A 26,213-nucleotide genomic window follows, 5' to 3' on the forward strand; every position below is an offset into this window, starting at 1 on the left:
GTTGAATGGCAAGCATTTTATGTGAATTAGAGGTTAGATGCAATAGGAAAATTTAAACAGATTTATCGTAATTACTTAGGAGTAAAGTGGTTAAATAAGTCATTGGGGAGCTGACCTTGCATTTGCTTAAGTCTTTTATTCACTTTTTCACCTTTCATGCGCTTTACCATCTTTTGCATCTGATCGAATTGTTTTAAGAGCTTATTGACGTCTTGAAGTGTGGTTCCTGAACCGTTGGAGATACGACGCTTGCGAGAGCCATTAATTAGTGTAGGAAAACGACGTTCTTTTAGTGTCATTGATTGTATAATAGCCTGCATCTTTACCAGTAATTTATCATCGAAAATCACAGCTGCTCCTTTAGGAAGTTGGGCTATTCTGGGGAATTTACCTAATAATGATTGTAAACCGCCCATTTTCTTCATCTGCTGTAATTGCGTCAAGAAATCATCGAAGTTAAAATTCTTACCTTTTTTCAATTTTTTCGCAATTTTTTCCGCCTTTTTTTGTCAACTTTACGTTTGGCTTCTTCAACCAGGCTAACAATATCACCCATCCCCAAAATACGCGACGCCATACGCTCAGGATAGAATGGTTCGAGGTCGTCCATTTTTTCACCTACACCCATAAATTTAATAGGCTTTTCCGTAATCATGCGCATCGAGAGGGCAACGCCACCGCGGGCATCGCCCTCTGTTTTTGTCAAGATCACACCGGTTAAAGGCAAGGAGTCACTAAATAATTTTGCCACGTTAACTGCGTCTTGACCCATCATACTATCTACCACTAATAGCATTTCAGTGGGATCTACGGTGTCGCTAATCGCTTTCATTTCTTGCATTAATTCGTCGTTGATATGTAAACGGCCAGCTGTGTCCAGAATCAGCACATCGATGAATTGCTTGTTAGCGTATTTTAAAGCGGCAGTGGCAATATCTGTCGGTTTTTGATGTGTTTGTGTTCTGAAAAATTGAGCATTTGCTTGTTGAGCCAAAGTTTCGAGTTGGTTGATGGCTGCTGGACGATAAATGTCTGCAGAAGCAACCAACACTGATTTTTTACGAGTTTCTTGCAACCATAGCGCCAATTTGGCGACGGTAGTGGTCTTACCTGAACCTTGTAAACCAGCTACAACGATGACGATAGGCAATTTGGCATTAAGATTAATATCGGATTCCTTATCGCCAAGAATGTGGGTCAGTTCGTCTTGAATCTTCTTGATTAAAGCGTCACCTGGACGAATGTTCCAAGTAACTTCTTGTCCGACAGCTTTTTCCCGGACCCGATCAATAAAATTATTGATGACCACTAAAGCAACATCCGCTTCTAAAAGCGCAGAGCGAATGTCATGCAATGTCGATTGAATATTTTCTTCTGTCAACCGCCCTAAGCCACGGATCTTGTTAATGCTAGTTGTTAAACGATGAGCTAGGTTATCAAACATGTGAAAAGTATAGCAAATATGTTACGCTCGATCATGTGAATATTTTGACGTTGTCTGGGACAGTTGTCTTTCACTTTTTATCCTGTTGTTAGTTTTTCTTGGGTGTTTGGTTGTTGAAACAACGACCATATGTGCTTGTTTATTTGCTGTCAATCGTTACTGTCTGTTGTCCTAGTGACGGTGGGGTTTCATAAGTGATTTAGCTGTTAAAGAACGTTTTTCGTGTCATCGTCCCAATGAGTTTTCGAAAAATTACGGACTTACCCCAATGTAAAAAATGGTCTCTTGAAGATATTTTAGCGCTATCGAAGTGAGCGATTTTACGACGCCATTAATTTATCCATCGGAGAAGGGGTGGACGTGTACAGCACAGGCTCTATTTACCATGGACATGATCTTTGTTGGTCGCCGAGTAAGCTTTGGTTCTGCTAGATGGTCAAATCAATGTACGTGATTTACATCATTTTACTCAGGGAATTTTTCAACGGAAAGCCAAATGTTGGCGGTTTAATCATCTGTCATTTAGAAAGCATCCCCCCGTTTCAGGGCGGGTGTTCGATTTATTGCATAGATAAATGGATCTCGGAATAATGATCCTGGAGTTATTAGTTACTTTATTGCTTTTGCTGGTTTTTATTTACTTTTTCCTGTATGGCACATCTTTATAAGTGGTGTATTTCGCTAATTAATATCAGCTAGTTAACGTGTAGAGCAACAATTGAAGGAGGATAACTGATAACATTGTGTGGTACAATGGTAATGATGGCAACATTGCGATGTGAGTTGGAAGGGCAGATCGTGTAAGTATCAAACACAAAAGTGCCTGTGTGTTTTTATAGAAAATATCCATCAGAATTACCGTCTTTTAGTGCAACATTAAATAAACCTATTTGACCGTTGAAGTATTAAAAGCAAGGTGGTTAGCCAGGGACTTTTTATTTTCTCCTCGTCAAAAAAAACACAGTGAGTTTGGTGCGACTCAGGGTGGTTTTTCAGCTTGATCATGATATAATTGCCCAGTTTATTGTAAGAACGGTTGATGAAGAAGATACGAATCATCCTATTGGGAATGCCAGGGGCCGGTAAAGGCACGCAGGCAGAGTTCATCTCTGACTCATTGGGTATTCCAAAGATTTCAACCGGAGAGATACTGCGTTTAGCAATCAAAGCCGAAACGCCATTTACAAAGCCATCCCTAGGAGATGATGTAAAGAAGATAATAGAAAACGGGGGTCTGGTATCAGATGCAATTATGATTGCGCTGATAAAAAAGCGAGTTAATCATCCAGATTGTAAAAATGGTTTTTTGCTTGATGGATTTCCGCGAACGACTATACAAGCAGAAGCATTACGTGCTGCGTGCATTAAAATCGATGCAGTAATTGATATTGAAGTACCAGAAGAAGAAATCATTTCCCGTATGACAGGTCGGCTTATTCATCCCGCTTCAGGACGGACTTATCACCGACTTTATAATCCTCCCAAATCGCCTAATAAGGACGATGTGACAGGTGAGCCGCTAATACAGCGTATTGATGATCATGAAGAAACAGCTCATAAACGATTAGCTGTTTATCGGGAGCAGACCAGTCCGTTAAGCGATTATTACGCAGAGTGGGGCAAATCCTGTGATCCTAATCTCCGAAAATATCATCGTATTTCTGGTTTAGGGAGTGTGGATGAAGTTCGTGATCGCATTTTAAAGATAATTGGAATTGGTAAAGAAGTTTTTAATTGAGTCTCATGAGAATTGACACAAGATAATTTTTATGATATTTTTCCCTGACATGATTCAGTTGTTGTCGATTTCTGCGCTGGATTAGTGCCGTTGCCTGCAGAGAAGATTTGTAAAAGATGGTTAGTTATTGCGACTTGATTATTACGACATTATCTTTGGTATAGATGTCAATATTGGAAAAGAAAACACTTACTGAAGATCTGTTATCTCTGTTCCCGATATGATGGTTTTATGAGGTCGAGTTTCAAATAGACTTAACACGGACAGTCTGCTCGTTTTTTCCAAAAATTTATCTTAACGTTACGTTTTTTGAAAGTCTCAATTTTTTAGCTTTAGTAGCAGCTACTTCGAGTGTAGCTTCCTTTCGGAGTGTAATCAAGTTTACAAGCCACATCTTATATTTTTCTTTTCGCTTTTACCGGTATTGTTCCTCTCTAATTTTAGATTTGGATGACAAAAAACATATTTTTCACAGAAAATAAACATGTTTAAAGAATTAAGTATATTTTTTGTCAAAATAGTAAGGGATCGGAAATGGAAAAATATGAAGGGAAATTGCATAATATAGTAGTTATGGATGACTATCATGAAAGATTTCGCGGAAATTTATCTTAGTTGGAATACTAATAGGTGAATTTTAGATCTTGAGTTAGGTAAGATTCATCATTGTTACATGACACCAATTTGGTAGAGGATAGGGGGAGGTAGAATGAAAATTTTTGGAATTCATTGTGGTTATATTGAATTAAGCCGTAGTGATATGTATAGCAGTGCATTTCTCAATAGCACGTAATTAAAAATTCAGCAGGATTTGTATGCTTGAGCATAATCTTATCTTTTCTATTTTTCTTATTTTCACAGGCGCGGCTATTTTATCCACCTTTGCCTTAGTAACACGCCAATCGATGCTGGTAGCCTATATTTTGCTAGGCATTTTGTTTGGGCCGTGGGGATTAAGGCTCATTGATAATGTAGACATGCTTCGCACGGTCAGCGATGTAGGTATCATATTTTTACTGTTCCTTTTAGGATTGAATCTGCCACCGCAAAAATTGATCACCATGTTTAAAGAAATCAAATGGATTGGGTTAATTAGTTCATTAGTCTTTACGACGATTGGCTATCTGGTGACTTATTTTTTGGGTATTTATGGATGGAATGCCTAGTGGTTGGTAGTGCAATGATGTTTTCTAGCACCATCATTGGCATCAAATTGTTACCTACGACGATTTTGCATCATCAACATACCGGTGAGGTGATGATTAGTGTTTTGTTGTTGCAAGACTTGATTGCCATTGCCGTCTTGTTTTTGCTACATGGCATGGGACACGGAGGACACGTATTGATTGATGTTGCGTTACTAATATTTGGATTCCCCGCGACTCTAATTTTTGCTTATTTATTTCATCGCTTTGTCTTGTTTCCTTTGTTTTCGAAATTTAATCGCGTTAAAGAATATCTGTTTTTATTAGCCATTGGCTGGTGTTTAAGCATGGCTGAATTAGCCTCTGTGTTAGGATTGTCGGCTGAGATTGGCGCTTTTATAGCGGGGGTTAGTCTCGCCTCACGGCTTCCGGTATCAGTTTATATTTCTGAAAGCTTGAAGCCCGTTCGGGATTTCTTTTTGGTATTATTTTTCTTTTCTGTAGGAGCAACGTTTAACTTACGGTTCTTACCAGATGTTATTATCCCCTCGCTAATTTTGCTAGTGTTATTGATGATGACAAAGCCCATCATTTATCGAGTATTATTGCGATGGATGGGCGAATCGAAACAGGTAGCTTGGGAAGTAGGGATACGATTGGCCCAAATCAGTGAATTTTCGTTGATTATTGCTTATGTAGCATTAGCCAACCATTTAATCAGTGATAAAGCAGCTTATTTAATCGAAGCAACGACAATATTATCGTTTGTCATATCCTCCTATTGGGTAGTCATGCAATATCCAACACCAATGGCTGTATCTGACCGTTTACGACGGGATTGAACTGCTCCGAGGCTTTTGGAACAAAAACATGACTTTTACTCTGCCATTGTTTATGTTCAGCTATTAGGATGGTTTTATTTTGAAAGTTATTCAAAGTACCATGATTGGTTTGAACGTTTCCCGATTTCGCTGGGACTTAATATTGGGTACCAGGATTATTATTCTTCTACTACTATGCTATTTAAGTGGTTTGTAATATGTCATTTATTGACTATCGTAGAGATATTTAACTATCACCCTATCCCTTTTAATAGTATTTCATGAATATACGTTCTTTAATCAGGGAAATGAGATTCAGCCGACTACAACTCAGATATTTACACACATCTATCAGCGTTTTGCTATATTTTTTCGTTTTGATTTTGATGTTAGTGATGAGGAGTTTGAAATGCTTTGGCGATCAGACAAGACAGGTTACTGTTTTCGAACGTAACGCTGTGTGTAAAAGATTATGGATATTGATTAGCTGCTTTTACTAACCCTGAATTTGTGGTATCAACATTGTATTCATAGACAAAGCAACCACGCACCCGTGAAGCCAGTGGACAAGATGAGGTTTAACAACATGCAGATGATAGGAAAATCAAACTGTTATCTCACGAAAACAAGGCTATTAGTTATTTAAATTTGATTAATCGTGTGTTGTGGTATTGTAGTGTAGTTATATTATTTATAACTAGCTTAGGCTTGATCATTTTAAAATGTAAAGTAGGCAGTAGATTATGACTGGAAAAAACCTGAATTCTCAGGATGTGGATCCCGTGGAAACCCAGGAGTGGAAAGAAGCACTTGATTCTGTCATGCAATACGAGAGCATTGAAAGAGCAGCATTCATTTTAAATCAGCTACTGGGGCATGCTAGAAAGCTTGGCATTTCTATCCCTGCTGGTATTCAAACGCCTTATGTTAACACGCTACCTGACAAAGCAAAAATGAAATTATCTGAAGATGAAGTGAAGGTGATGGAACGCCTCACTAATTTCATGCGTTGGAATGCACTAGCTATGGTAATGCGAGCTGGACGCAAAAAGGCAGGATTAGGTGGACACCTTTCTAGTTATGCCTCTATCGCAACATTATATGAAGTGGGTTTAAATTATTTTTTTCGAGCAGACGATTTAGTATTTTTTCAAGGCCACTCTTCAGAAGGTATTTACGCACGAGCTTTTCTTGAAGGCCGTTTAAATGAACAAGATTTAATTCACTTTCGTCAAGAAGCTTTTACCAAGGGGATATCTTCCTATCCCCATCCTCATTTAATGCCCTATTTTTGGCAGTTCCCCACAGTTTCTATGGGATTGGGACCTTTAATGGCCATTTATCAAGCACAAATGCTGAAATATTTACATTATCGTGAATTGGAAGATACTGCCAATCGGAAAGTCTGGGCATTTTGTGGTGATGGCGAAACTGGTGAACCGGAAACGTTGGGTGCTTTATTAGTCGCCAGTCGAGAAAAATTAAATAATCTGATTTTTATCATTAATTGTAATTTGCAACGTCTTGATGGACCGGTTTCAGGTAACGGGAAAATTATTCAAGAACTCGAGGGTGTTTTTCGTGGTTCTGGGTGGCGAGTAATTAAGGTCATTTGGGGTCGGAAATGGGAGCAGTTATTTGAAAAAGATAAATCTGGTTTGCTGTTAAAACGCGTTAATGAAATGGTTGATGGAGAGTATCAGGCTTGCTGTTCTAAGGATGGTGCCTATATGCGCAAGCATTTATTTGGTAAATACCCAGACTTATTGGAACTCGTTTCGGATATGAGCGATGATGATTTAAAGCGACTCACTGACGGCGGTCACGATCCACAGAAGGTATATGCAGCTTATGCCGAAGCGATGAAAGACACTGGCCAACCTACGGTGATTCTTGCTAAGACGGTTAAAGGATACGGATATGGAAAAGAAGGTGAATCGCAAAATATTGCTCATAACCTAGAAGAAATTAGCGAAGAAGGATTGAAAATTTTCTGCAAGCGTTTTGAGCTACCCTTATCTGATAAGCAATTAAGCAATCTTGAATTTTATAAGCCAGCAGATGATAGTTCTGAATTACGTTATTTGCTTGAACAACGTAAAAAACTAGGAGGCTTGTTACCTGTACGAGAGGGAACTTTTGAGCCATTGAAAGTGCCAGATTTAAATCTTTTTGAGCCCATTTTAAATGGCACAGACAGCCGCACTATTTCGACTTGCGCTGTTTTCTCTCGGATTATGGGATTACTGCTGAGAGATGAAAATATTAAAGATCATATTCTTCCTATCGTGGCTGATGAGGCACGTACGCTGGGATTGGAAGGTTTGTTTCGTCAGACTGGTATTTACGCAGTAGAAGGGCAAAAATATACGCCAGAAGATCAGCAAAAACTGATTTCTTACCGAGAAGATAAAAGGGGTCAATTACTGCAACAGGGCATTTCAGAAGCTGGCGCGATGGCTAGTTGGATTGCAGCAGCAACCTCGTTCGCTAACAATCGTTGTCCTCTAATTCCAATTTATACGTACTATGCCATGTTTGGTTACCAACGTGTAGGTGATTTGGTATGGGCTGCGGCTGATATGCAAAGTCGTGGTTTTATTTTCGGAGGATTGGCAGGTAGAACCACTTTAGCAGGCGAAGGATTACAACATCAGGATTCTCACAATTTGTTGATGTTCGGTTTTGTGCCAACGTGTCGTTCTTATGATCCTACCTTTGGTTATGAATTAGCGGTGATTATTCAAGACGGTTTGCGTCGTATGTATCAAGATAAAGAAAACGTTTTTTATTATATCACATTGATGAATGAAAATTATGAGCACCCGGCAATTCCAAAAGGCGTTGAAAAAGGCATTGTGAAAGGGATGTATTTGTTTAAACGAGGTAATGAAAGATTATCAAAGCGTGTACAATTGTTAGGAGCAGGCGCTATTTTGCGAGAAATTATCGCCGCTTCTGAAATTTTGGGAAAACAATTTAATGTTGCAGCTGATATATGGAGTGTACCCAGCTTTAATTTACTACGTCATGATATTGAATCGATAGATCGCTATAATCGTTTACACCCTGAAGTACCAGCAAAACAAAGTTATGTCGAAGCATGTTTAAAAGATCAAAAAGGGCCAGTAATCGCTGCAACAGATTATGTGAAATTACAAGCTGAGCAAATTCGTAAAGCTATTAAGGGACCTTACTATGTGTTAGGTACTGATGGTTTTGGTCGCAGTGATACACGACCTATACTACGTGATTTCTTTGAGGTGGATGCTAAAATGGTGGTTTATACCGCATTGAAAGCTTTAATGGACCAAGGTGAATTTAAAAAAGATCAGCTTATTAAAGCAATGAAAAAATTAGGTATTGAACCTGATCGTCCCGATCCTTGGACATTGTAAAAACTCATTTCTGTTAGATTGATCGTGGAATGCAGGATGAAAGGGGTATTATTCTGCGAGGGAGTACCTTCTCACCAGATTGAAGCGACAAAAAAGAAAAGCTCTAGAATTGGTAGGATTTGGGATCAGAATAGAATAAAAAGGGGAAAACTGTGACAAATCGTATCGAACAAATTGCTGTACCTAATCTTGGTGGAGTGACTGAAGTTAGTGTTGTTGAAATTTTGGTTAAACCTGGTGACAGCATTGTAAAAGAAGAAAGTTTGATCACTTTAGAAGCCAATAAAACTTCGATGGATATTCCATCGCCATTAGCAGGGAAAATTAAAGATATTCAAGTTAAAGTGGGCGACAGGCTTGAAGAAGGCGATAAAATTTTAACTATCGAAGCGAAGGAAGAAGAAACATCTAAAAAAGAAACACTCACCAGAGAATCAGAAAAATCAGAGAAAAAAGCACTTAAAACAAAAGACTTCGAAAAAAAAATATCAGAAGGTTTTGGAATCACCATTCATGCTGGACCTGCTGTTCGCCGTATCGCTCACGAGTTTGGCATAGATTTAACAAAGATAAAGGGCACTGGGCAAAAAGACCGTCTTTTGAAAGAAGATGTGCAGCAGTTTATAAAGCAGCAATTGAAAATGTCTATCGAAAAAAAGGTGCTGAGAAAATGAGATTCCCCTCAGCTCCTGTCATTGATTTTTCTAAGTTTGGGGCTTTTGAAGAAAAACCACTGTCTAAAATTAAAAAAGCCACGAGTATCAATTTGAGTCGTAATTGGATGACGATTCCTCATGTTACCCAATTTGGAGAAGCTGATATCACTGAGCTAGAAGCATTTCGTCAAAGTCAAAAAGAATACGCCGCTAAACAAAATGTGCGATTAACGCTACTCGTTTTTATCATTAAAGTAGTAATTAATGCACTGAAAGAATTTCCACATTTTAATTCTTCATTAGATCATTCTAGTAATAATTTAATTTTAAAGAAATATTTTCACATTGGCATAGCAGTAGATACACGAGAAGGATTAGTGGTGCCAGTAATTCGTGATGCAGATAAAAAGGGATTACTTGAATTGGCTAAAGAATTGAGGAGAATTAGCGAGAAAGCACGTACGAATGGATTGAGTTTTAATGATATTCAAGGAGGTTGTTTCAGTATATCGAGTTTAGGTGGTATTGGCGGTACAGCATTCACACCTATCATCAATGTGCCGGAGGTAGCAATTTTAGGAATTTCTGAAATGCAATGGAAACCTATTTGCGATAAAACGGGTGATTGCAAGACGCGATTAATGTTGCCGTTGAGTCTATCTTACGATCACCGTGTTATCGATGGGGCAGAGGCCGCCCGTTTTGTTGTTTATTTAGCAACACTTTTATCTGATATAAGAATGTTATTATTGTAACTATCATTTGTAGTTTGATTATAGGAAGACGGATGAGCGTAACATAGTCCTGATGATACAATCAGAGTTCTAATAAAACTGAGAGGAAAAATGGAAAAAGAAATTGAAACTGAAGTCGTTGTGCTAGGTAGTGGCCCGGGCGGTTACACTGCTGCATTTCGTGCGGCGGATCTGGGCAAAAAGGTGTTATTAGTCGAACGATACGAGACCCTTGGCGGTATATGTTTGAATGTCGGTTGTATTCCTTCAAAAGCATTGTTGCACATAGCAAAAGTGATAGGCGATGTTAATGACATTGTTTCGTTAGGGATCAGTTTTAGTAAACCAAAATTAGATATAAAAAAAATTCGAGGTTGGAAAGAAAGTGTTATAAAGAAATTAACGGGTGGCCTTAAGATGATGGCCAAACAACGAAAAGTGGAGCTTTGCACTGGCTTTGGAAAATTTACTGGCATCAATGAAATTACTGTTGCAAAAAAGAGAAAACAGTAATCCGTTTTGAGAAAGCGATTATTGCTGTTGGTTCTTCACCCATTAAATTACCATTTCTTCCTGAAGACCCTCGCATTATAGATTCAACAGGAGCATTAGAACTAGAAAATATCAAGATGCATTTGTTAGTTCTTGGAGGGGTATCATCGGCTTAGAAATGGCAACGATTTACCATGCATTGGGTGCGAAAATCAGTATTGTGGAAAGGATGGATCAAATTATTTCGGGAGGAGCAGATGCTGATATTGTTCAGCCCCTACATCAGCGCATTAAAAACTTCTACGAAGCTGTTTTATTAAAAACTAGTGTTACTAAAGTGGAAGCAAAAAAAATGGACTTTATGTGACATTTGAAGGTGAAAATGCGCCTACAGAACCTCAGAAATATGATTGTATTTTAGTGGCTGTGGGACGTACGCCGAATGGGAAATTGATCGATGCAGAAAAAGCAGGCGTGAAAGTAGATGGGCGAGGTTATATTTCGGTTGATAAACAAATGCGTACAAATGTTCCGCACATTTACGCAATTGGTGATGTAGTAGGTCAGCCCATGTTAGCGCATAAAGCGACTTATGAAGGACGTTTAGCTGCTGAAGTCATTGCGGATGAAAAAAAACATTATAATGATGCCCGTTGTATTCCAGCCGTAGCTTATACGGATCCTGAAGTTGCTTGGGTTGGGGTAACTGAAAATAAAGCCAAAAAAGAAGGCATAAAATATAAAAAAGGAGTATTGCCCTGGGTAGTGAGTGGTCGTGCCTTGTCGCTTAATCGTAGTGGGGGTTTTACAAAACTATTATTTGATGAAAACGGCATGGTGATAGGAGGCGGTATTGTAGGCGTCAATGCCGGAGATTTGATTTCCGAGGTAGCTTTAGCTATTGAAATGGGTTGTGACGCCGAAGACCTGGCTTTAACCATCCATCCACACCCAACGTTATCAGAAACAGTGATGATGGCTTGCGAAATGTATAAAGGGACCATTACTGATTTAATACCGATTAAAGAATAAACTACCTACGGCTTGTTCATTATCGCTTGCATCCCGTGATCAAGCCGAAGGAACGTGAAGTTTGTTATATTTCATGTTCTTTTCAGCGTAATACCATACTTCGATTTACTCCACACTGTTTTTAATCTTAACAGTTTCACTATTTCATTAACCGCGTTTCCCAATCATTATAACATCATCAAATAGCTGTTTATTTTTCAATAAAGCGTTTAGCAAGAAAATTTCTGTAAAGAATTTTTGACGAAATTTCAGCTACATTATTAAATGGCCAATAGGGCTTTTATAAGGGAATAAATAACGAATGTCTGTTAAATTTAATTGGATTATAATGACGCACATTGTTCAATAGCATATTGGAAAGCTATCCTGAATCCTTTGGAATTTAAAATCCTCAACCGTAGATGTGGTTCCCTATTTGGTGATTCTAAATAGCCAAAAGGTTAGGTACTCCTAAATGAAGATAGTACTCAATATTTTCTAGGTTCCTGGCTCAAAACCGTTTAAGATAGGTTCTCTTGTGATAAAAGAGTCTTTTGTTATCGATAGATGTGCTGTGGAAAAATCTTTATCTGCTGCTGCAAGAACTTATGATGGTAGCGCTAAGATTCCCAATCTTATTGCAGATCGCCTGCTGGATCGGCTCGATTTTATTCGCCTTAAGCCTACGTGGATAATGGATTTTGGTATGCGAACGGGTTATACGATGCGGCATCTTAAGAAGCGATATAATACGGCAAGTATAGTAGGTATAGAATCCTCCTTGCCGATGCTTTTACAAGGAAGAAATGGAGTGGTAGGAGAATATACGTCATTGCCATTTGCAGATTGTTCGATAGATCTAATTTTTTCTAATTTAACTTTTCACTGGTCTGTGAATCTTCAACAAACTTTAGGAGAATGCCGGCGAGTTTTGAAACCTAAGGGATTATTATTATTTAGTACAATGGGGCCAGAGACATTGAAAGAATTGCGGGAGAGCTTTTCAGATGGAAGGTGGCACGTACATGCATTTTATGATATGCATGATATTGGCGATACCCTAACCCATTTAAGTTTTGTAGATCCAGTTATGGATATGCAGCAACTTACTGTGCATTATTCTTCTATTTTTCAATTACTGAAAGATTTAAAGTTAATAGGTGCACATAATGCGGCTAAAGGTCGTTGTAAAGGATTAACAGGAAAAATGCATTGGCAGTGCATGCTGAAATCTTACGAAGACCAACGTAACGAAAATGGTGCTTTGCCGGTTACGCTAGAAGTTATTTATGGTCATGCTTTTGGTGCTGAGCTTAACCAATTCGAAGGTCAGCAAGGAGAGATTTTCATTCCAATCGATAGAATTAAAGCGAGGAGTGAAAAAAGTAGTCTGTCATATCTTGCATTAATCATCATTATTGGATTTAAAATCAAAAGACATTAATGTTTCTTTTCCTGATTGATTTGTTAAAATCTTTACTTTCTGCTCTGCTGTTTCAAGCGCTTTTTGGCATTCACGAATCAATCTTACCCCTTTTTCAAAGCTTTTAAGCGATTCCTCGAGAGGAAGGTTTCCCCGCTCCATTTGTTCGATAAGTGCAGTTAAGTGATCTAGCGACTTTTCAAAGTTGAAATCTTCTGTTTTTTTGCAGGGCATAAATTTCCTCTTAATGCTGTTGTCTTCACCTGCATCAGCTAATATATCATGGATTCGCGAGATATTTTTGCATTAACAAATAACTTAATTTTCTGATGGATTGAGCTAAAATAAAATCATCTTTTAACTCACAGCGGATGCGAATATTTTCTAAAAGTTGATAACAGCAAAGAACGATTCTAACGCTCCTCTACCTCCAGGAAATAGATTTCGCCCACCTCACCCTTGTGTTATAATTGTTATATATTGATTTAGGAGCCGACACGGGGGTTACCCAATCTGCCCAGCTGATCAACAGCGTATTTTATAATTTTAATAGCGATAACGAATAATGGCCCATTGCAATACTATCATCATAACAATACTGTTTAATCTCTTATTTTAAGAAAAGGTTTATTCTCACGATAGCATTAGCTGTGTTTTGTAAAATTTTTTCTTATTCCGGTTGCACCTAAATCCATTATTTCTCTCGAAAGGGCAGATCTTGCATGATGTCTTCATTTGTAATTTCAATCTTAGAAGCAATACTCATAGTTAGTCTCTCTTATATAGGAACATCCCTGCACTAAAAACGTTGAGTGAGAATTGTTTCTGTGCATTATAATCCATCGAAGTATATTGAGGAGGTATCGTCAAAAAACAGAAGCTGATGTCATAGTAGATTACCTTTAAACGTTCTTTCTGTATGTTCGCGAGATTGCTATGGGATCAATTTGAGAGTAACAGTCATACCGAACAAAAGCATGTTGAGCTTCATAAACTGAATTGTTAACTGTTTTTCTAAAACAAAAACCTGACGCTGATATGTATTATTAAATTATTTTAATCAATCTATTCCTGAAAATTGTAGAAATTATGATACTTGTTTTACATCATCCACAAACTTACGGTGCCTAAAAAGCACTCTCTTGTATTTGCTATATACGAGAGCTGTTGGTTTAATTATGAGATGATTCGCTACGACTAGAGTGCAATTATTTATCAAATTTATCAATAAAGTAGCATTAGTAGGATTTAGTCAACCTGAATAGTATAGTGTTTTTCGTCTTCGCTTAGAGAATCTTAAACGGGATATAGCTGATCATTATATTTGGTGATATCTCTAAAACGCAATAGAAAATAGAATATTGAACTTCATTACGACAAAATACTTTTTGATAAATTGTGTCAGTTACGTAAAAAATTTACCATGGAGCCCATTGCGATTTTCAGTAACATATCATTGGTTGAAATGGCAGTTTATTTGTCTACAAATGAGAATGAATTTTTTGTGATTAACAGCATTGAACAGAGAAAATTGACAACCTATGAGAATTTGTTTCTTCAAGTGATTAATGAATATAAATCGCTATAATAAGAAAAATAAGCTTTCTTTTTTAAAAAATTTCCTTACAATTTTAAAGACCTTCATTTCTTAAAAGGAAAAGATTATGGCAACAAAAAAAAGAACTTCTTCTCGGACAAAATTAACTACCCAAAAACCGAAATTGAAAACAGCAAAAATGACTGTTGTCAAAGAGCGTATGACTAAATCGCAGATTTTAGCTCATTTAGCTGAAGCCACTGAACTTACCAAAAAACAAGTAGGGTTAGTTCTTGAAACGTTGATTGGCTTGAGTCAAGCTCACCTTAAGAAGGGCGGTGCGGGTGAATTTGTAATCCCCGGGCTCGCAAAATGTATGGTTAAGCGCAAACCAGCAACAAAAGCACGGAAAGGAATCAATCCATTTACGGGTGAAGCGATGGTGTTTAAAGCAAAGCCTGCTAGAAATGTCGTAAAAATTCGTCCTTTAAAGCAACTTAAAGAAATGGTTGAATAAGGAAAAGGAGATAGAAATGCGAAAACCACCAGCAAAATCAACTGCCCTCAAAAAGGCTGAGATGGCAGTGAAGAAACTGAAAGTACGCTTAAAAAAGGCTGAGGCAAAAGTTAAAAAAGAATTAGCTAATGCTAAGAAGTCAAAAAATAAAGTTGAAAAAACAACGAAAAAAGTGCGACGCTCAACAAAAAAAGATTACCATCATTAAAAACAGGAGCGAAACGTAAAAGCCCACAGAAGATTATAAAGACTCGCCAAAAACTAGGACGTCCATCTAAAATGGAAATAATGTAAGCCCTCACTCGTCGGCTGAGTCACTTTGCTCAGCTGACGTTTTAGTGAGTCGAAGCCAATTATCCAATCCTCCTTTTAAATGATAGACCTTTTGAAATCCTTTTCGTTCGAAGAAAGTGATAGCGATTTGGCTTCGAATACCTTTTTGGCAGTAAACGATTATCATTTTATTCCTATCTTTCTGCTTGAATCCATCAATAGCATGGGGTAAGTCAGACAAGGGCAGATTAATGGCATTGCTAATATGTCCTTGTTGCCATTCATCCGATTCTCGTACATCTATAAACAACACGTCATTAGAAAGTTTTAAGGAGGTTGGATCAATGGTTTTAATCTCTGCGCTATTCTCATCAGGGCACAGGGGTTGATAGTTAATTAGTTCAATTTTTTCGGGACAACGGCACTCACAATTTTGACGAACAGGAATGCTGAAGATCGAAACTGACATAGTTAACGAATTGAGTTGCCAGAGTTTTCCGATCAGAGGATAAAATTGGTGTTTAGTAGGAACGTCTTGGAGGATGTACTTGATGGCTTCTAATGCCTGTATGCTTCCAATTATGCCAGGCAGTGCGCCGATAACCCCAACCTCTGTGCAATTATATATAGTATTTACTGGGCGACCATCCTTCTGTGCAGGGAAAAGGCATCGATAACACGGTCCACTATTCACGTTGAAAATAGCCACCTGTCCTTCAAATTCGCTGATTGCACCATAGACGACGGGCTTGGCGAGTTTTACAGCATAATCGCTGATGAGATATTTCGTTGATAGATTATCTGTGCTGTCGATAATAATGTCGTATTTTTTAAATAGAGAAGACGCATTTTGATTATTTAATTGTTCTTGATACACTTGATAATCAATACTTGAGTTTATATGGTATAGCGATTGTTTAGCACACTCTGCTTTTGACTTAGAAACATCTTCTTCTTTGAAAAGAATTTGCCTTTGTAAATTTGACCAATCGACTGTATCAAAATCGATAATACCGATTGTGCCTATACCAGCTGCTGACAAATAAAGAAGTGTCGGACATCCCAAGCCTCCTGCGCCAATACACAGGACACGGGCTTTTTCAGTGCTTTTTGACCTGCTTCTCCAATTATGGCTATATGACGTATATAACGTTGATAATTGTTCATTGTTTACTGATTATACGTCAGACAACCTTAGATACGAAATGCAACAGAACTACAATTGTGAAGATACCTTATAGTGAAGCGGTTTTATGAGATTAAAGAGAAATAGCAGATTTTTATCTGTTTTTATTCTACGGTTTTGCAGCAGCAGAACAGCAAGCTTATGTCAATGCGGCATATCATTTAACAACTTACAAAATGCCTCTAAGAAAACCACAACAAATATTGGTTAAGAGTTTTATTTGTCGAATTTCTTAATACAGGGATGTCACAACATATCTCCAAGTAAGATCTGTCGTCTTTAAATGAAAGAAAATGTTACAATGCTAAATTAATTGAAACTGACAGCAGCTCTTCTTGCAACATTTTTGGAGTATGCTAGTGAATCAGCGAAGTCAATTTCTAGCTGCAACTAGTTGATATCTTAAAAACAAACTCAATAAGGAGCGATCAAAATGGCTAATGAAGTAGGCCAAAAAGCTACCGATTTTAAACTACCTACTGATGAAGGTAAATTCTTATCACTTAAAGTTTTAGAAGGCAAGAAAGTTATTTTGTATTTTTATCCGAAGGATAATACGCCTGGTTGTACAAAGGAAGCCTGCGCTTTTCGGGATAGTTGGTCTAATTTAGAAAAAATTGGTGCTACAGTAATTGGTATTTCAAGAGATAGCGTTAATTCGCATCAGGCTTTTAAATCAAAATACAACTTACCATTTACCCTATTATCAGATAAGGAGAGCAATGTGTGCGAACGTTATGGCGTTTTGATAGATAAAAGTCTATTTGGGAAAAAATATAAAAGCATTGAACGTACCACTTTTTTGATTAATGAAGCAGGAATTATTTCAGCAGTTTGGCGGAAAGTTAAGGTGAATGGTCATGTAGCAGAAGTCCTTAAAAAATTAATCTCTTAATTAGTTTCAATTAAAGAGAAGAGCTATAGAGCTTGATAAAATTTTCCTTTAAATTGTTTTTTACTCGTCTGGAGGTAAACTGGACAGTTACCCTTATTTAAACCTATGAGGTTCTTCATTGTAAAACTGGCAGAATAAATTAATTTTAAGACTAGGATAACTGTGCTTTAACGTTTTTGTCGCTTGCACTGTAATATCCGGAATCTGCCCTATTGTAAAGTGTGGTTATCTGGTAGGTTTGGAATAATAATATCTCTTTTTTAAGAGTTGAAGATTATGGAGTTAACGGATAATGTTTTGAATTTCTCATGTTAATACTAAGAATCTGCCATTTTTCTAGCTCTTTCAAAGTTAACAGCATGCTAATCAAATAAATACTATCGACTATAGTGGGTTCTTTCTACTATAAGTAGTTGATTATAGTAGCAAGTTAACCCACTATAGTCGTGGGAATAATCTACAGGAAAAGCATTTCTCAAAAACGATCCCGATAAATTTTAATTACTAAAATTTTAATTACTATTAAATTGAAGTAAAATGTCTTGCATTTTTAAATTTCATCAAAAAAACCTAACTTAACCGAAGAGAAGCTAAAATTACCGTATTAATAGTATTAATAAGATAGTATTAATAAGACGATAAATAAGAAAAAACGAATATTTGGTTTTCCATTGCAATAAATTCGCTCTCGCTTTTGTGTAACGGAACGGCTGTTCTTGATTGAGAAACAAAAGTAGCATGATCTCTCCTTCATCGTTTAGCAGCGAGGAAGATAATCTTTTCTAATATTTAAGTGTTTTTTGTTTTTCTCGAGTGGCGCTATTATGAATAGCAAAACAATTTAATTTATATTCTTTGCATAATTTTCTGTAGTCATTATTTTATCTTATCTTATTGTTTATTTTCCTAGGGTGCATTAATATATTCTTTTCTTTTAAAAGAAAGGTGACATTTCTTCATCTAATCTTCATCTAACAGATCAATATATTGTTAAAAATATTATTTATTAAATACCTGAAAGTATACTTTACTATAAAACAAAACCAGACTAAAATAAAAAATAATCACTTTAATTCATTTATTTTTGCTCGTTACAAGAATAATTGAGATTAAATTTCTTACTAAAAGATTAAAATCTTAAGTTGTCTGTACTCTTAGAAGAGATAAAGATTATTTGAGAGCGTCATAATAAGATAATTGGATCCAATTATCTTATTATGACGCTCTCAAATAATCTTTATCTCTTCTAAGAGTACAGACAACTCATTATAAAAAAATAAATTTTCGGATTAAAATGTTTCATGATTATTCTCTCTTTTTATTGTAAATAGGCTTTATAATAATTTATCCCCCTAAGACAATTAACTATTATAAAATAAAAGATAAGTGAAGAAGAAAAGATTCAAGCCTTGTGTACAGACAAATCTCGTTTTTAAAAGTCAAGCAATAAAATCCGTATAACTGCTATCACATAACGCTTCTTCCGTTCAAATTAAAACTATGTTTAGTGTGTTTAGTATCTAGAAAAATGATGAAGCAAACAAAGATACTAGAATGGCAACTAATAAATAGATCGCTGTCAAATTTATCTAGAAAATTCTGGAAAAAGGAATCGAAATAGTTCTATTAATGGGCAACCATTAGGTAAGTTGATTTCACGAATTATGGCTGAGAATAAAAACTATGAACATATAAGATACACTTTCGATAAATGTACTACTCACGATAAGAAAAACTTTTCCGCAAACATTTTATAATTTCTGCAACAGGCAATGTTGCTTCTGTTTTCAATATCACAAAAATATCACTCTCGAGAATGTGTAAACGGATGCATAAGCGTATATCAGCAAGAAAAATGCCAAAAAAGATCTTCTTCCCTAAGAAAAAATCGTTGGATAGAGAAAAAAAGAAATATTAAAATCACCTAAAAAATCAGGAAAGGATAAATAGTCCTATTTGATGATGAAAAGACTAATAAGAAATATACCGTTTCATTTTATGATAGTTTCTATAAAACTCGCTTTTTCCTAATGACGATGGTTATGAACTGAATCTACTTTACTTTTCTAGTTGAGCAATAGCTTGATAATATTGCCGCGATAGAGCGCCGTTTGGGAAATTTAGCAAGAACGATAGCAATAACCACCATGGTAGGAAGGTAATTTAAAAAAAGTGTGGAGGCGGCGGGAATTGAACCCGCGTCCGCAAGTCTAACTCACCTTTGATTCTACATGCTTAGCAGCGTCTATTATTTGACTGACAACTACTCGACGTGCAGAGAAAATTGACAGCGAGCCCTTTTATTTGACTTGCCTTTAAATCATTGGGCTATGATGTAAGGCAGAGCCTACATATATGACCGCTGATAAGGACCTATAAGCGAATCCTAACAACGGAAGAAGCATTATGCGTAAGCTTCTTGGAGATAATTGCTATCGTTTGCAACTATTTTTTTGCAACTGATTGATTTACGAGCCTACGTCGCCGGCTCGGCATGCGTCTCAGGTTTTAGGACCTACGTCGAAGCCTGTCGCCCCCTATGGAACAACTCTGATTATAATCAGCTAGCTAGCTTTGTAAACTACTTATAAAAACGTCTTACATATCCACGGCGTATATATAGGGTTCTTTTATTAACATATTGTAATATATATAGTTTTTCATCAGCTCTCCAAAAATGGTAAGCAGAGAAGCTGACTATGTGATAAAGTGCCCTTAAGTATGCATCGCAGCATTGATATCGAATTTCCGTATGTTGCTCTGACTAAGATCGGGCAGCGTTTTGCCAGTTCTTAGCAATGGTTTCATCAAAATTTGTCTTATCGTAAACTGTGCAGATGAAGTCAAATTTCTCTTACGAATGGAAGGAAGCTCGTTTTCTATTTCCATGAGATTGCAATACCTGATGTTTTTTACGTTCCCATTCACGGCGTTTAATAGTTTCGCGTTTATCCTGCATCTTTTTGCCTTTAGCAAGCGCAATTTCTACTTTTATATTGTTTTTATGCCAATGTAAATCAAGTGGTACCATCGTCAAGCCTCTTTTTTGAACAGCGCCAAAAAATTTTTCAATTTCACTTCTGTTTAAAAGCAGCTTACGTGAGCGCTTAGGGTCGGCTTTAATATATTCAGCCACATTGGAAGTTGGAGAAAAATGAGCCCCGATCAGCCATGCTTCGCCTCCTTTAAAAACTATATAACTATCGCGCAACTGCACCCTCCCCGCGCGAATACTTTTAACTTCCCAGCCTTTTAGTACTAATCCAGCTTCAAAATGCTGTTCAATATGATAATCGTAGAATGCCTTCTTATTTTGGGCAATAAGGTGGGGAGCGGGCTTTTTTGTGATTTGCTTGTTCATGATGTTTAGTTATACTACCGAAGCTATATGCCTAATATCAATAAAACTAAAACTGTGTTCTATAGCGAAAAACAAATGTACGAGTTAGTTAATGACGTCGCATCGTACTCAAAATTCGTTCCTTTTTGCAGCAATAGCCAAATTGACAACCATACCCCAGATGAAATACGCGCCACCCTCTCATTTTCTCGTGGAGTTCTTCATAAATCCTTCACGACATTAAACCGACTCCAACCGCATAAAATGATAGAAATCCGTTTGATTAACGGCCCTTTTAAACAACTTAGGGGATTTTGGCAGTTTGAGTCTTTGGTAGGACATAATCAATGTCGTGTTTCATTAGACCTGGAGTTTGAATTTACTTCACGATGGTTCACCTTAATGTTTGGACCACTGTTTAGTGAGGTGGTAATCATGTTAGTTGATTCGTTTTGCAAACGTGCAGATACGATTTATGGTGAAAAAAATGATTTATATTAGCGTTGCTTATGCTACTCCTGAAAAACAGATTGAGATTCCTTTAGTTGTTGAAGAAAGCTGTACAGCTGCTCTTGCTATTAAACGTTCCGGTATTTTGCAACAATTTTCAGAAATTAATTTAGCCACCGCGATTGTCGGTATTTATAGTAAACGTACTGTGCTCGAGGCAAATTTGGGTGATGGAGATCGCATAGAAATCTATCGTCCTTTATGCATTGATCCTAAAGAAGCCCGATTATTAAGATCGAAACGCGGGGGGCGACGAAGAAGCACCCCATTGCCTCCCAATTAATAGGCATTTTAATTTTAAATTAGAGAATCTCTCGCCCCCACATAAGAATTAGGTAAGACTATCGATGCTGCAATTTTATTTTTTCTGTACAGAAATTAGTAACTCGATTATTGCTCAAATAAATAATTAAATGAAGAGATTGCATTTTTCTGCGACCTGCTTGAAAAGTATAAACGTACACGAGGCGATCATCTGCGTAAATATTGACAAGGATGGGATCTCCAAGCAAGGAGCGTACTTTAGATTTTGACATCCCTTTATGTAGAGTATTCAATTCTCTGTCTGTAATAATATTTCCTTGTTGAACTGAAGGGTGATAAACGCAGGCTGTTGACGTAAATAAAAAATAAATGATCAGCGAGGTGATGGTGATGATGCGTCGCATAAGAAGCTCCTACTGATGTATCGGAAAATAGATTGGGATTATATCGTATCTGTTATCGAATGCCACTTATGCTAAAATTATCGGCGCCCACTTGTGAAGTGATGCGCTTTTTAAGTTAATAGGAGAGTTTTCATTGGGAGATCAAGAATTAAGAAAAGCTGGTCTTAAAGTTACTTTGCCGCGTGCCAAAATACTGAAGATATTAGAAAGTGCAGAGCCTCATCATATGAGCGCTGAAGATGTTTATCGAAAATTAGTAAACATGGGAGAAGATATAGGACTTGCGACTGTGTATCGCGTACTTACGCAGTTTGAAGCAGCAGGGCTTGTAAAACGGCATAATTTCGAGGGCAACCATTCGATTTTTGAAATTGACCAGCGAGAACATCACGATCATTTAGTTTGTGTGAATTGTGGTAAAGTGGAAGAGTTTTTCGATGATATTATAGAAAACTGTCAAGTTGAGATTGCTAAGCAATCAAAATTTAAAATGACCTATCATAATTTAACGATCTATGGTATTTGCCAAGTATGTGAGGAACGCACTTTCTAAAAATAATCGATTAAATAAGGGAATAAAATAAAGACTCTTCAAAAAAATATGATTTTTCCGTTGAGGTTTTTATCTCTAAATTGATGTTGTCAATGAATCATTATGTGCCTTAACCTTAATTAAGTCGTTTCTATCAGGTTAGGGAAAGAACGATAATAATTTAATCTTCCTGAGAAAGATATAAGGATAGGCAAATGAGCTTGAATCCTTTCTTATTCATTTATATCTTTGTTTTATAACGGTTAATTTTGTTAGAATGTATAAACTTATACTACTCTCGTTAAATAATAGCAACAATGAAACCCTAAAAATCCATGAAACTGCGAAATAGTTGGACAGCTGTTAGTTAGGAAAAAACGCAAGTGATGAAAAACAACGTTCCTACAAAAAGTAACCCCCATAAAAAACGCTCTCAGAAGCTTCATCTAAAATTTTCCTGAAAATTGTGCGGCTTTATACTACTTTATCAAAAAAGAAAATGGTTTGTATTTTTTGGTACCTCCGCCAGTTTACTCTTCGAAAATTAAAAATAAAACAATCTTATTCATTTGTTTGTTCAGTTACCTAGTTAAGATTAGATAGATTTTCACTTGTAGACAATACGACGAATAATATTGCTATCTTCCGAAGTGCGGCATCAAGCCATGTTTTTTACTTCGATATCGTCGAAATTGTAAAGCACAAGCCAATGTTAACACCGATTAACACCGGTACGAACAAGGATGTTGGAGCCCACTAAACAAACGGGCGTCAATAATAGCGCCTTCCTCTCACCTGTTTTTCTGGTGAGTATATAAAATTTAGATTAGACATAGAGAGCATCCTACACCTTCGGGGTATACTTTTCCCAATCTAGTTTACGACGTAATATGTCGTAGTAATTGTAGTCTCGGGGATGAATTAAGCGCAGTGAATGTCGGTATTTGTTGATATGAATACTCCCTTCTGGCAAGAGAGGCACGCGAGGCTGTCCATCGTGACTAATGTACGGTGACACATCATTTTTGTGTGAAATATTTATTTTTATTTTGCTATTACCATCTATTACAATAGGGCGACTGCTTAATGCATGGGGAAACATGGGGACTAAAGCGACAGCGTCTAGTTTGGGATGCAAAATGGGTCCACCACCCGATAATGCATAAGCAGTTGAACCTGTAGGCGTGGCGACGATCAATCCATCAGCGCGTTGATGACAGACAAATTCATCATTAATATAAATATCAAATTCAATCATTTTTGCGATATCGCCTGGTAATAACACGACATCATTGAGAGCAATTCCTTGTGCGATTATTCTGTTACTATGTTTGGCCTTCATATCCAATAAGAAACGCGTCTCTTCTTTGTAATTTCCTTTTAAAATATTTTCAATTTTTTAAATTCATTAGGTGGGATATCTGTCAAAAATCCCAGTCGTCCGCGATTAATGCCTAATACTGGAAGCCCTTGTGGGACCGCAATCTGCGCTGCATTTAATAAGCTGCCGTCACCACCAACTACGATTAGCAAGTCTATTTTTTCTTTTAATTGTTCTGCGGGGATAATGGGTAACTGATGCATTTTAATCGTGTGAGCCACATTCTTTTCGAGAATAACTTCTTTTTCAAAGAAAGCAGATAATCAACAAGCGCAGAGAGTGTTTCTGGCACTCCATTAAATCCTTCGCGCCCCATCAAAGCGATTCGATTAAATGATAGCTTTTCCATAACGCCTGAGGATAACTATTTTATCATGAGAATTCTACATTAAATAAAATAATTAGCTTATCCCTTCATTTCATTCTGTTACTTACGGTAAAAGTCGGTAAGGTAATTGACTTCTAATAGTATCTTGGCTTCTAGGTAAAGCCATTAAGGGCAAAATAAAAATTTTTCAAAAAAAATTTACTTTCCTTCTCAGAAACTCTATTTAAAATAAATGCATGTTTTTATCTGAAATTAATTAAAATGCGAATAGGTGTAACACTATAGGAGAATAAATTGGGATAGAACAAAGTTTATATGATTGCAATTATTTATATGATTGCAATTAGATTTGATCTTTGGTTATCTTGACGATTAATTTTTTTATTTTTTAAATTTTTTTCGAAATTTAATCTGTACTCACGCCTCTTGTGAATCTCTGAATTAGTTTTTATAAAAAATGACGATAAAAATAGTCAATCGTTCGATCAGTATTTTGCATAATATCAACTCCTGTTATATTGTTGACATAAGTACAAAAAGAATAGGCAGCCATTTATACTTGGGACTGAGATCAGCAACTTGGAATAAAATTTGGATGAGATAATCTAAAATGTTATGCAAAAAAAGCTGCTTATTTTGTCGGAGTATTTATAGGTTTATTTGAAAATGATTCGGTTTAGTTTTACTAATTTTGGGAACTAGATCTTAAAATGCGATAATTGGTAAGAATTTTTTAAAAAATTTTATAAAAATATTTATCTTGATGTTAGAGAGTCTTAGTTTAGGCATAATATAGTTAGCACTACTCTAGTTGTACTACGCCGAGGGAGCAGCGACATATAAGCAATAGTTTTTATCATTTGCTTAGTTGAAAATTTTTATTTTATTATCGCCAGTTTATTTGTTGCCATAGTGGTAGCCGTTTGTAATATTTAGTTTTAAAGCTTAATTGAGACGATAAACGAAAAGGTTCAAAAGTGTTTTAGAAAAGAAAATAAGATAGAAACTTTTTTCTGGGAAGATGAATTATAGATCGGAGACTGAGAGCAAAATAAGCATGATAGCCACTGAAAAAACGGCTACTACGTTTATATTTATAATTCATAATGAATACCGGGTGCTAAAAAATTACGATATTGTTTTTTGCTGCAAGGGCAAACAGAGTAACGTGATTCATTACGAGATGCCAATTCTCAGATTTTGAAACAGCAGAAATTAAACAGACTACAAAAATTCTCTACCGACTTTGAGAATGAGATAATACGCTTCCGAGATATGGGTCTTAAAACAGCAGGTGCTTTTTTATTTGTGGATATTATTTAGTTATTATTGAGATCCAGATCTAGTCAGATTATGGTAGATAAGAGAACTACTGAAACAGGATAATTAAGTAAGCGGTAGCAGACTTACTTGAATCAGATGGATGGATGGATGTAGATTTATGGCGAAATTTTACAGAAAACCAAATTTTATTGTAGTATTTAATGCTTGACGAGCGGAGAAATAAGAATGAGTAAAAATGATAAAACTATATCTGAACACAAGAATAAGTGTGAAAAAAAGATTGAAACAGAGGAAAAGGAGGTCAAAGTAGAGGAGGATACTCAGCCTGAAATAGAGTCTCCCCTAGAAGAGCCTGAGTTGCCCAGCCGTGAGAAATTGGAAGAACAATTAATTGATTTGGAACACAAAGTAGAGGAATATAAAAATCAATTCCTTCGTGCCAAAGCTGAAATAGATAATTTACGTAAAAGAACGGAGCGAGAAAAATCTGATGCGATAAAATATGGCACAAGTCAATTGCTCACTGACCTTCTTCCTGTCGTTGACAGTTTAATACATGGCCTCAAAAGCCTTGGATCACAAGATCCGTGCGCTAAAAATATGCGAGAGGGTATGAGCTTAACATTAGATTTACTTCACAAAATATTAGTCAAACATGGTGTCGAAGTTATTGATCCTCAATCTGGTGATTTTTTCAACCCTGAATTCCATGAAGCCATGTCGATTCAAAAAATTCTCACTGCAAAAGCTAACACCATCGCTCAGGTTATACAAAAGGGTTATCGACTCAATGGTCGAGTTTTGAGAGCAGCAAGAGTGATAGTTGTTGGTTAGGTAGGCCCATAAGTGTTGTGAACGGTGTTAATACAAGCTTATTTCTTGCTGTTTCTGAATTTAGAA

The 26,213-nt window shown here is 36.6% G+C and carries 15 protein-coding genes, 1 other RNA gene and 6 pseudogenes; 14 read left to right on the plus strand and 8 right to left on the minus strand.

Annotation, left to right across the window (positions count from 1 at the left end):
- Positions 1-71: 71 nt before the first annotated feature.
- A pseudogene (gene ffh / locus LG660_RS00915) lies at positions 72-1,444 on the minus strand (signal recognition particle protein).
- A gap of 1,039 nt (positions 1,445-2,483) precedes the next feature.
- Here ffh and adk point away from each other — a divergent pair.
- From adk to LG660_RS00945, 6 genes and pseudogenes are all read left to right on the plus strand, one after another.
- Entirely contained in the window at positions 2,484-3,182 is a 699-nt protein-coding gene (adk, locus tag LG660_RS00920) for an adenylate kinase (RefSeq protein WP_258267521.1), read from the plus strand.
- Between the two features lie 905 nt (positions 3,183-4,087).
- A pseudogene (locus tag LG660_RS00925) lies at positions 4,088-5,169 on the plus strand (cation:proton antiporter domain-containing protein).
- A 722-nt stretch (positions 5,170-5,891) separates the two neighbouring features.
- Positions 5,892-8,546: a pyruvate dehydrogenase (acetyl-transferring), homodimeric type gene (gene aceE / locus LG660_RS00930; RefSeq protein ID WP_258267522.1), complete on the plus strand. Its 2,655-nt coding sequence runs from the start codon at positions 5,892-5,894 to the stop codon at positions 8,544-8,546.
- Between the two features lie 152 nt (positions 8,547-8,698).
- Positions 8,699-9,957 (plus strand): annotated as a pseudogene (locus LG660_RS00935) (2-oxo acid dehydrogenase subunit E2).
- A 90-nt stretch (positions 9,958-10,047) separates the two neighbouring features.
- A pseudogene (gene lpdA / locus LG660_RS00940) lies at positions 10,048-11,460 on the plus strand (dihydrolipoyl dehydrogenase).
- Between the two features lie 517 nt (positions 11,461-11,977).
- Positions 11,978-12,883 carry a methyltransferase domain-containing protein gene (locus LG660_RS00945; RefSeq protein WP_258267523.1) on the plus strand — a complete coding sequence of 302 codons (906 nt, stop codon included), beginning with the start codon at positions 11,978-11,980 and terminating at the stop codon, positions 12,881-12,883.
- Here LG660_RS00945 and LG660_RS00950 read toward each other — a convergent pair.
- Positions 12,845-13,096, minus strand: a complete 252-nt coding sequence (locus LG660_RS00950) for an exodeoxyribonuclease VII small subunit (RefSeq protein ID WP_258267524.1) — start codon at positions 13,094-13,096, stop codon at positions 12,845-12,847. The two genes, LG660_RS00945 and LG660_RS00950, sit on opposite strands and share 39 nt — an antisense overlap.
- Positions 13,097-14,258: 1,162 nt before the next feature.
- On the opposite strand from LG660_RS00950, the gene LG660_RS04380 reads away from it, so the two are divergent.
- The 3 genes from LG660_RS04380 (at position 14,259) to LG660_RS00960 (ending at position 15,124) form a co-directional block, all read left to right on the plus strand.
- The gene (locus LG660_RS04380) at positions 14,259-14,450 is read left to right on the plus strand and encodes an HRDC domain-containing protein (protein WP_373566693.1); all 192 of its coding nucleotides are present in this window, start codon (positions 14,259-14,261) and stop codon (positions 14,448-14,450) included.
- 76 nt (positions 14,451-14,526) lie between these two features.
- Entirely contained in the window at positions 14,527-14,916 is a 390-nt protein-coding gene (locus LG660_RS00955; RefSeq protein ID WP_258267525.1) for an HU family DNA-binding protein, read from the plus strand.
- A gap of 16 nt (positions 14,917-14,932) precedes the next feature.
- Positions 14,933-15,124 carry a hypothetical protein gene (locus tag LG660_RS00960; protein WP_258267526.1) on the plus strand — a complete coding sequence of 64 codons (192 nt, stop codon included), beginning with the start codon at positions 14,933-14,935 and terminating at the stop codon, positions 15,122-15,124.
- A gap of 90 nt (positions 15,125-15,214) precedes the next feature.
- On the opposite strand, the gene LG660_RS00965 is transcribed toward LG660_RS00960, so the two are convergent.
- On the minus strand, positions 15,215-15,502 hold the full coding sequence (locus LG660_RS00965; protein ID WP_258267762.1) for a rhodanese-like domain-containing protein: 288 nt from the start codon (positions 15,500-15,502) through the stop codon (positions 15,215-15,217).
- A gap of 117 nt (positions 15,503-15,619) precedes the next feature.
- Positions 15,620-16,285: pseudogene (locus LG660_RS00970) on the minus strand (HesA/MoeB/ThiF family protein); the annotation flags it as partial.
- 523 nt (positions 16,286-16,808) lie between these two features.
- On the opposite strand from LG660_RS00970, the gene bcp reads away from it, so the two are divergent.
- On the plus strand, positions 16,809-17,270 hold the full coding sequence (bcp, locus tag LG660_RS00975) for a thioredoxin-dependent thiol peroxidase (protein ID WP_258267527.1): 462 nt from the start codon (positions 16,809-16,811) through the stop codon (positions 17,268-17,270).
- Positions 17,271-19,442: 2,172 nt separating this feature from the next.
- On the opposite strand, the gene ssrA is transcribed toward bcp, so the two are convergent.
- Both ssrA and smpB read right to left on the minus strand, forming a co-directional pair.
- Positions 19,443-19,808: a transfer-messenger RNA gene (gene ssrA, locus LG660_RS00980) on the minus strand.
- A 316-nt stretch (positions 19,809-20,124) separates the two neighbouring features.
- Complete coding sequence (gene smpB, locus LG660_RS00985) at positions 20,125-20,631, minus strand: SsrA-binding protein SmpB (protein ID WP_258267528.1); 507 nt, start codon at positions 20,629-20,631, stop codon at positions 20,125-20,127.
- A gap of 27 nt (positions 20,632-20,658) precedes the next feature.
- On the opposite strand from smpB, the gene LG660_RS00990 reads away from it, so the two are divergent.
- Both LG660_RS00990 and LG660_RS00995 read left to right on the plus strand, forming a co-directional pair.
- On the plus strand, positions 20,659-21,111 hold the full coding sequence (locus tag LG660_RS00990) for a type II toxin-antitoxin system RatA family toxin (protein ID WP_258267529.1): 453 nt from the start codon (positions 20,659-20,661) through the stop codon (positions 21,109-21,111).
- The gene (locus LG660_RS00995; RefSeq protein WP_258267530.1) at positions 21,098-21,403 is read left to right on the plus strand and encodes an RnfH family protein; all 306 of its coding nucleotides are present in this window, start codon (positions 21,098-21,100) and stop codon (positions 21,401-21,403) included. Before LG660_RS00990 ends, LG660_RS00995 begins: the two co-directional genes overlap by 14 nt.
- A 58-nt stretch (positions 21,404-21,461) precedes the next feature.
- Here LG660_RS00995 and LG660_RS01000 read toward each other — a convergent pair whose 3' ends face one another.
- The gene (locus LG660_RS01000; RefSeq protein WP_258267531.1) at positions 21,462-21,788 is read right to left on the minus strand and encodes an outer membrane protein assembly factor BamE; all 327 of its coding nucleotides are present in this window, start codon (positions 21,786-21,788) and stop codon (positions 21,462-21,464) included.
- Positions 21,789-21,921: 133 nt separating this feature from the next.
- Here LG660_RS01000 and fur point away from each other — a divergent pair, with 133 nt between their 5' ends.
- Positions 21,922-22,341: a ferric iron uptake transcriptional regulator gene (fur, locus tag LG660_RS01005; RefSeq protein WP_258267532.1), complete on the plus strand. Its 420-nt coding sequence runs from the start codon at positions 21,922-21,924 to the stop codon at positions 22,339-22,341.
- 823 nt (positions 22,342-23,164) lie between these two features.
- On the opposite strand, the pseudogene LG660_RS01010 reads toward fur, so the two are convergent.
- Positions 23,165-24,050: pseudogene (locus LG660_RS01010) on the minus strand (NAD(+) kinase).
- Positions 24,051-25,532: 1,482 nt separating this feature from the next.
- On the opposite strand from LG660_RS01010, the gene grpE reads away from it, so the two are divergent.
- Complete coding sequence (grpE, locus tag LG660_RS01015) at positions 25,533-26,147, plus strand: nucleotide exchange factor GrpE (protein WP_373566701.1); 615 nt, start codon at positions 25,533-25,535, stop codon at positions 26,145-26,147.
- The last annotated feature ends 66 nt before the right edge of the window (positions 26,148-26,213 follow it).

The organism is Coxiella-like endosymbiont (assembly GCF_024730665.1).
Lineage (GTDB): Bacteria > Pseudomonadota > Gammaproteobacteria > Coxiellales > Coxiellaceae > Coxiella.

Coding starts and splice junctions, on each gene's coding strand:
- aceE (WP_258267522.1), top strand. CDS start 5,892: ATGACTGGAAAAAACCTGAATTCTCAGGATGTGGATCCCGTGGAAACC.
- LG660_RS00955 (WP_258267525.1), top strand. CDS start 14,527: ATGGCAACAAAAAAAAGAACTTCTTCTCGGACAAAATTAACTACCCAA.
- LG660_RS00990 (WP_258267529.1), top strand. CDS start 20,659: ATGCCTAATATCAATAAAACTAAAACTGTGTTCTATAGCGAAAAACAA.
- smpB (WP_258267528.1), bottom strand. CDS start 20,631: ATGAACAAGCAAATCACAAAAAAGCCCGCTCCCCACCTTATTGCCCAA.
- LG660_RS00995 (WP_258267530.1), top strand. CDS start 21,098: ATGATTTATATTAGCGTTGCTTATGCTACTCCTGAAAAACAGATTGAG.
- bcp (WP_258267527.1), top strand. CDS start 16,809: ATGGCTAATGAAGTAGGCCAAAAAGCTACCGATTTTAAACTACCTACT.
- adk (WP_258267521.1), top strand. CDS start 2,484: ATGAAGAAGATACGAATCATCCTATTGGGAATGCCAGGGGCCGGTAAA.
- LG660_RS00960 (WP_258267526.1), top strand. CDS start 14,933: ATGCGAAAACCACCAGCAAAATCAACTGCCCTCAAAAAGGCTGAGATG.
- LG660_RS00950 (WP_258267524.1), bottom strand. CDS start 13,096: ATGCCCTGCAAAAAAACAGAAGATTTCAACTTTGAAAAGTCGCTAGAT.
- LG660_RS01000 (WP_258267531.1), bottom strand. CDS start 21,788: ATGCGACGCATCATCACCATCACCTCGCTGATCATTTATTTTTTATTT.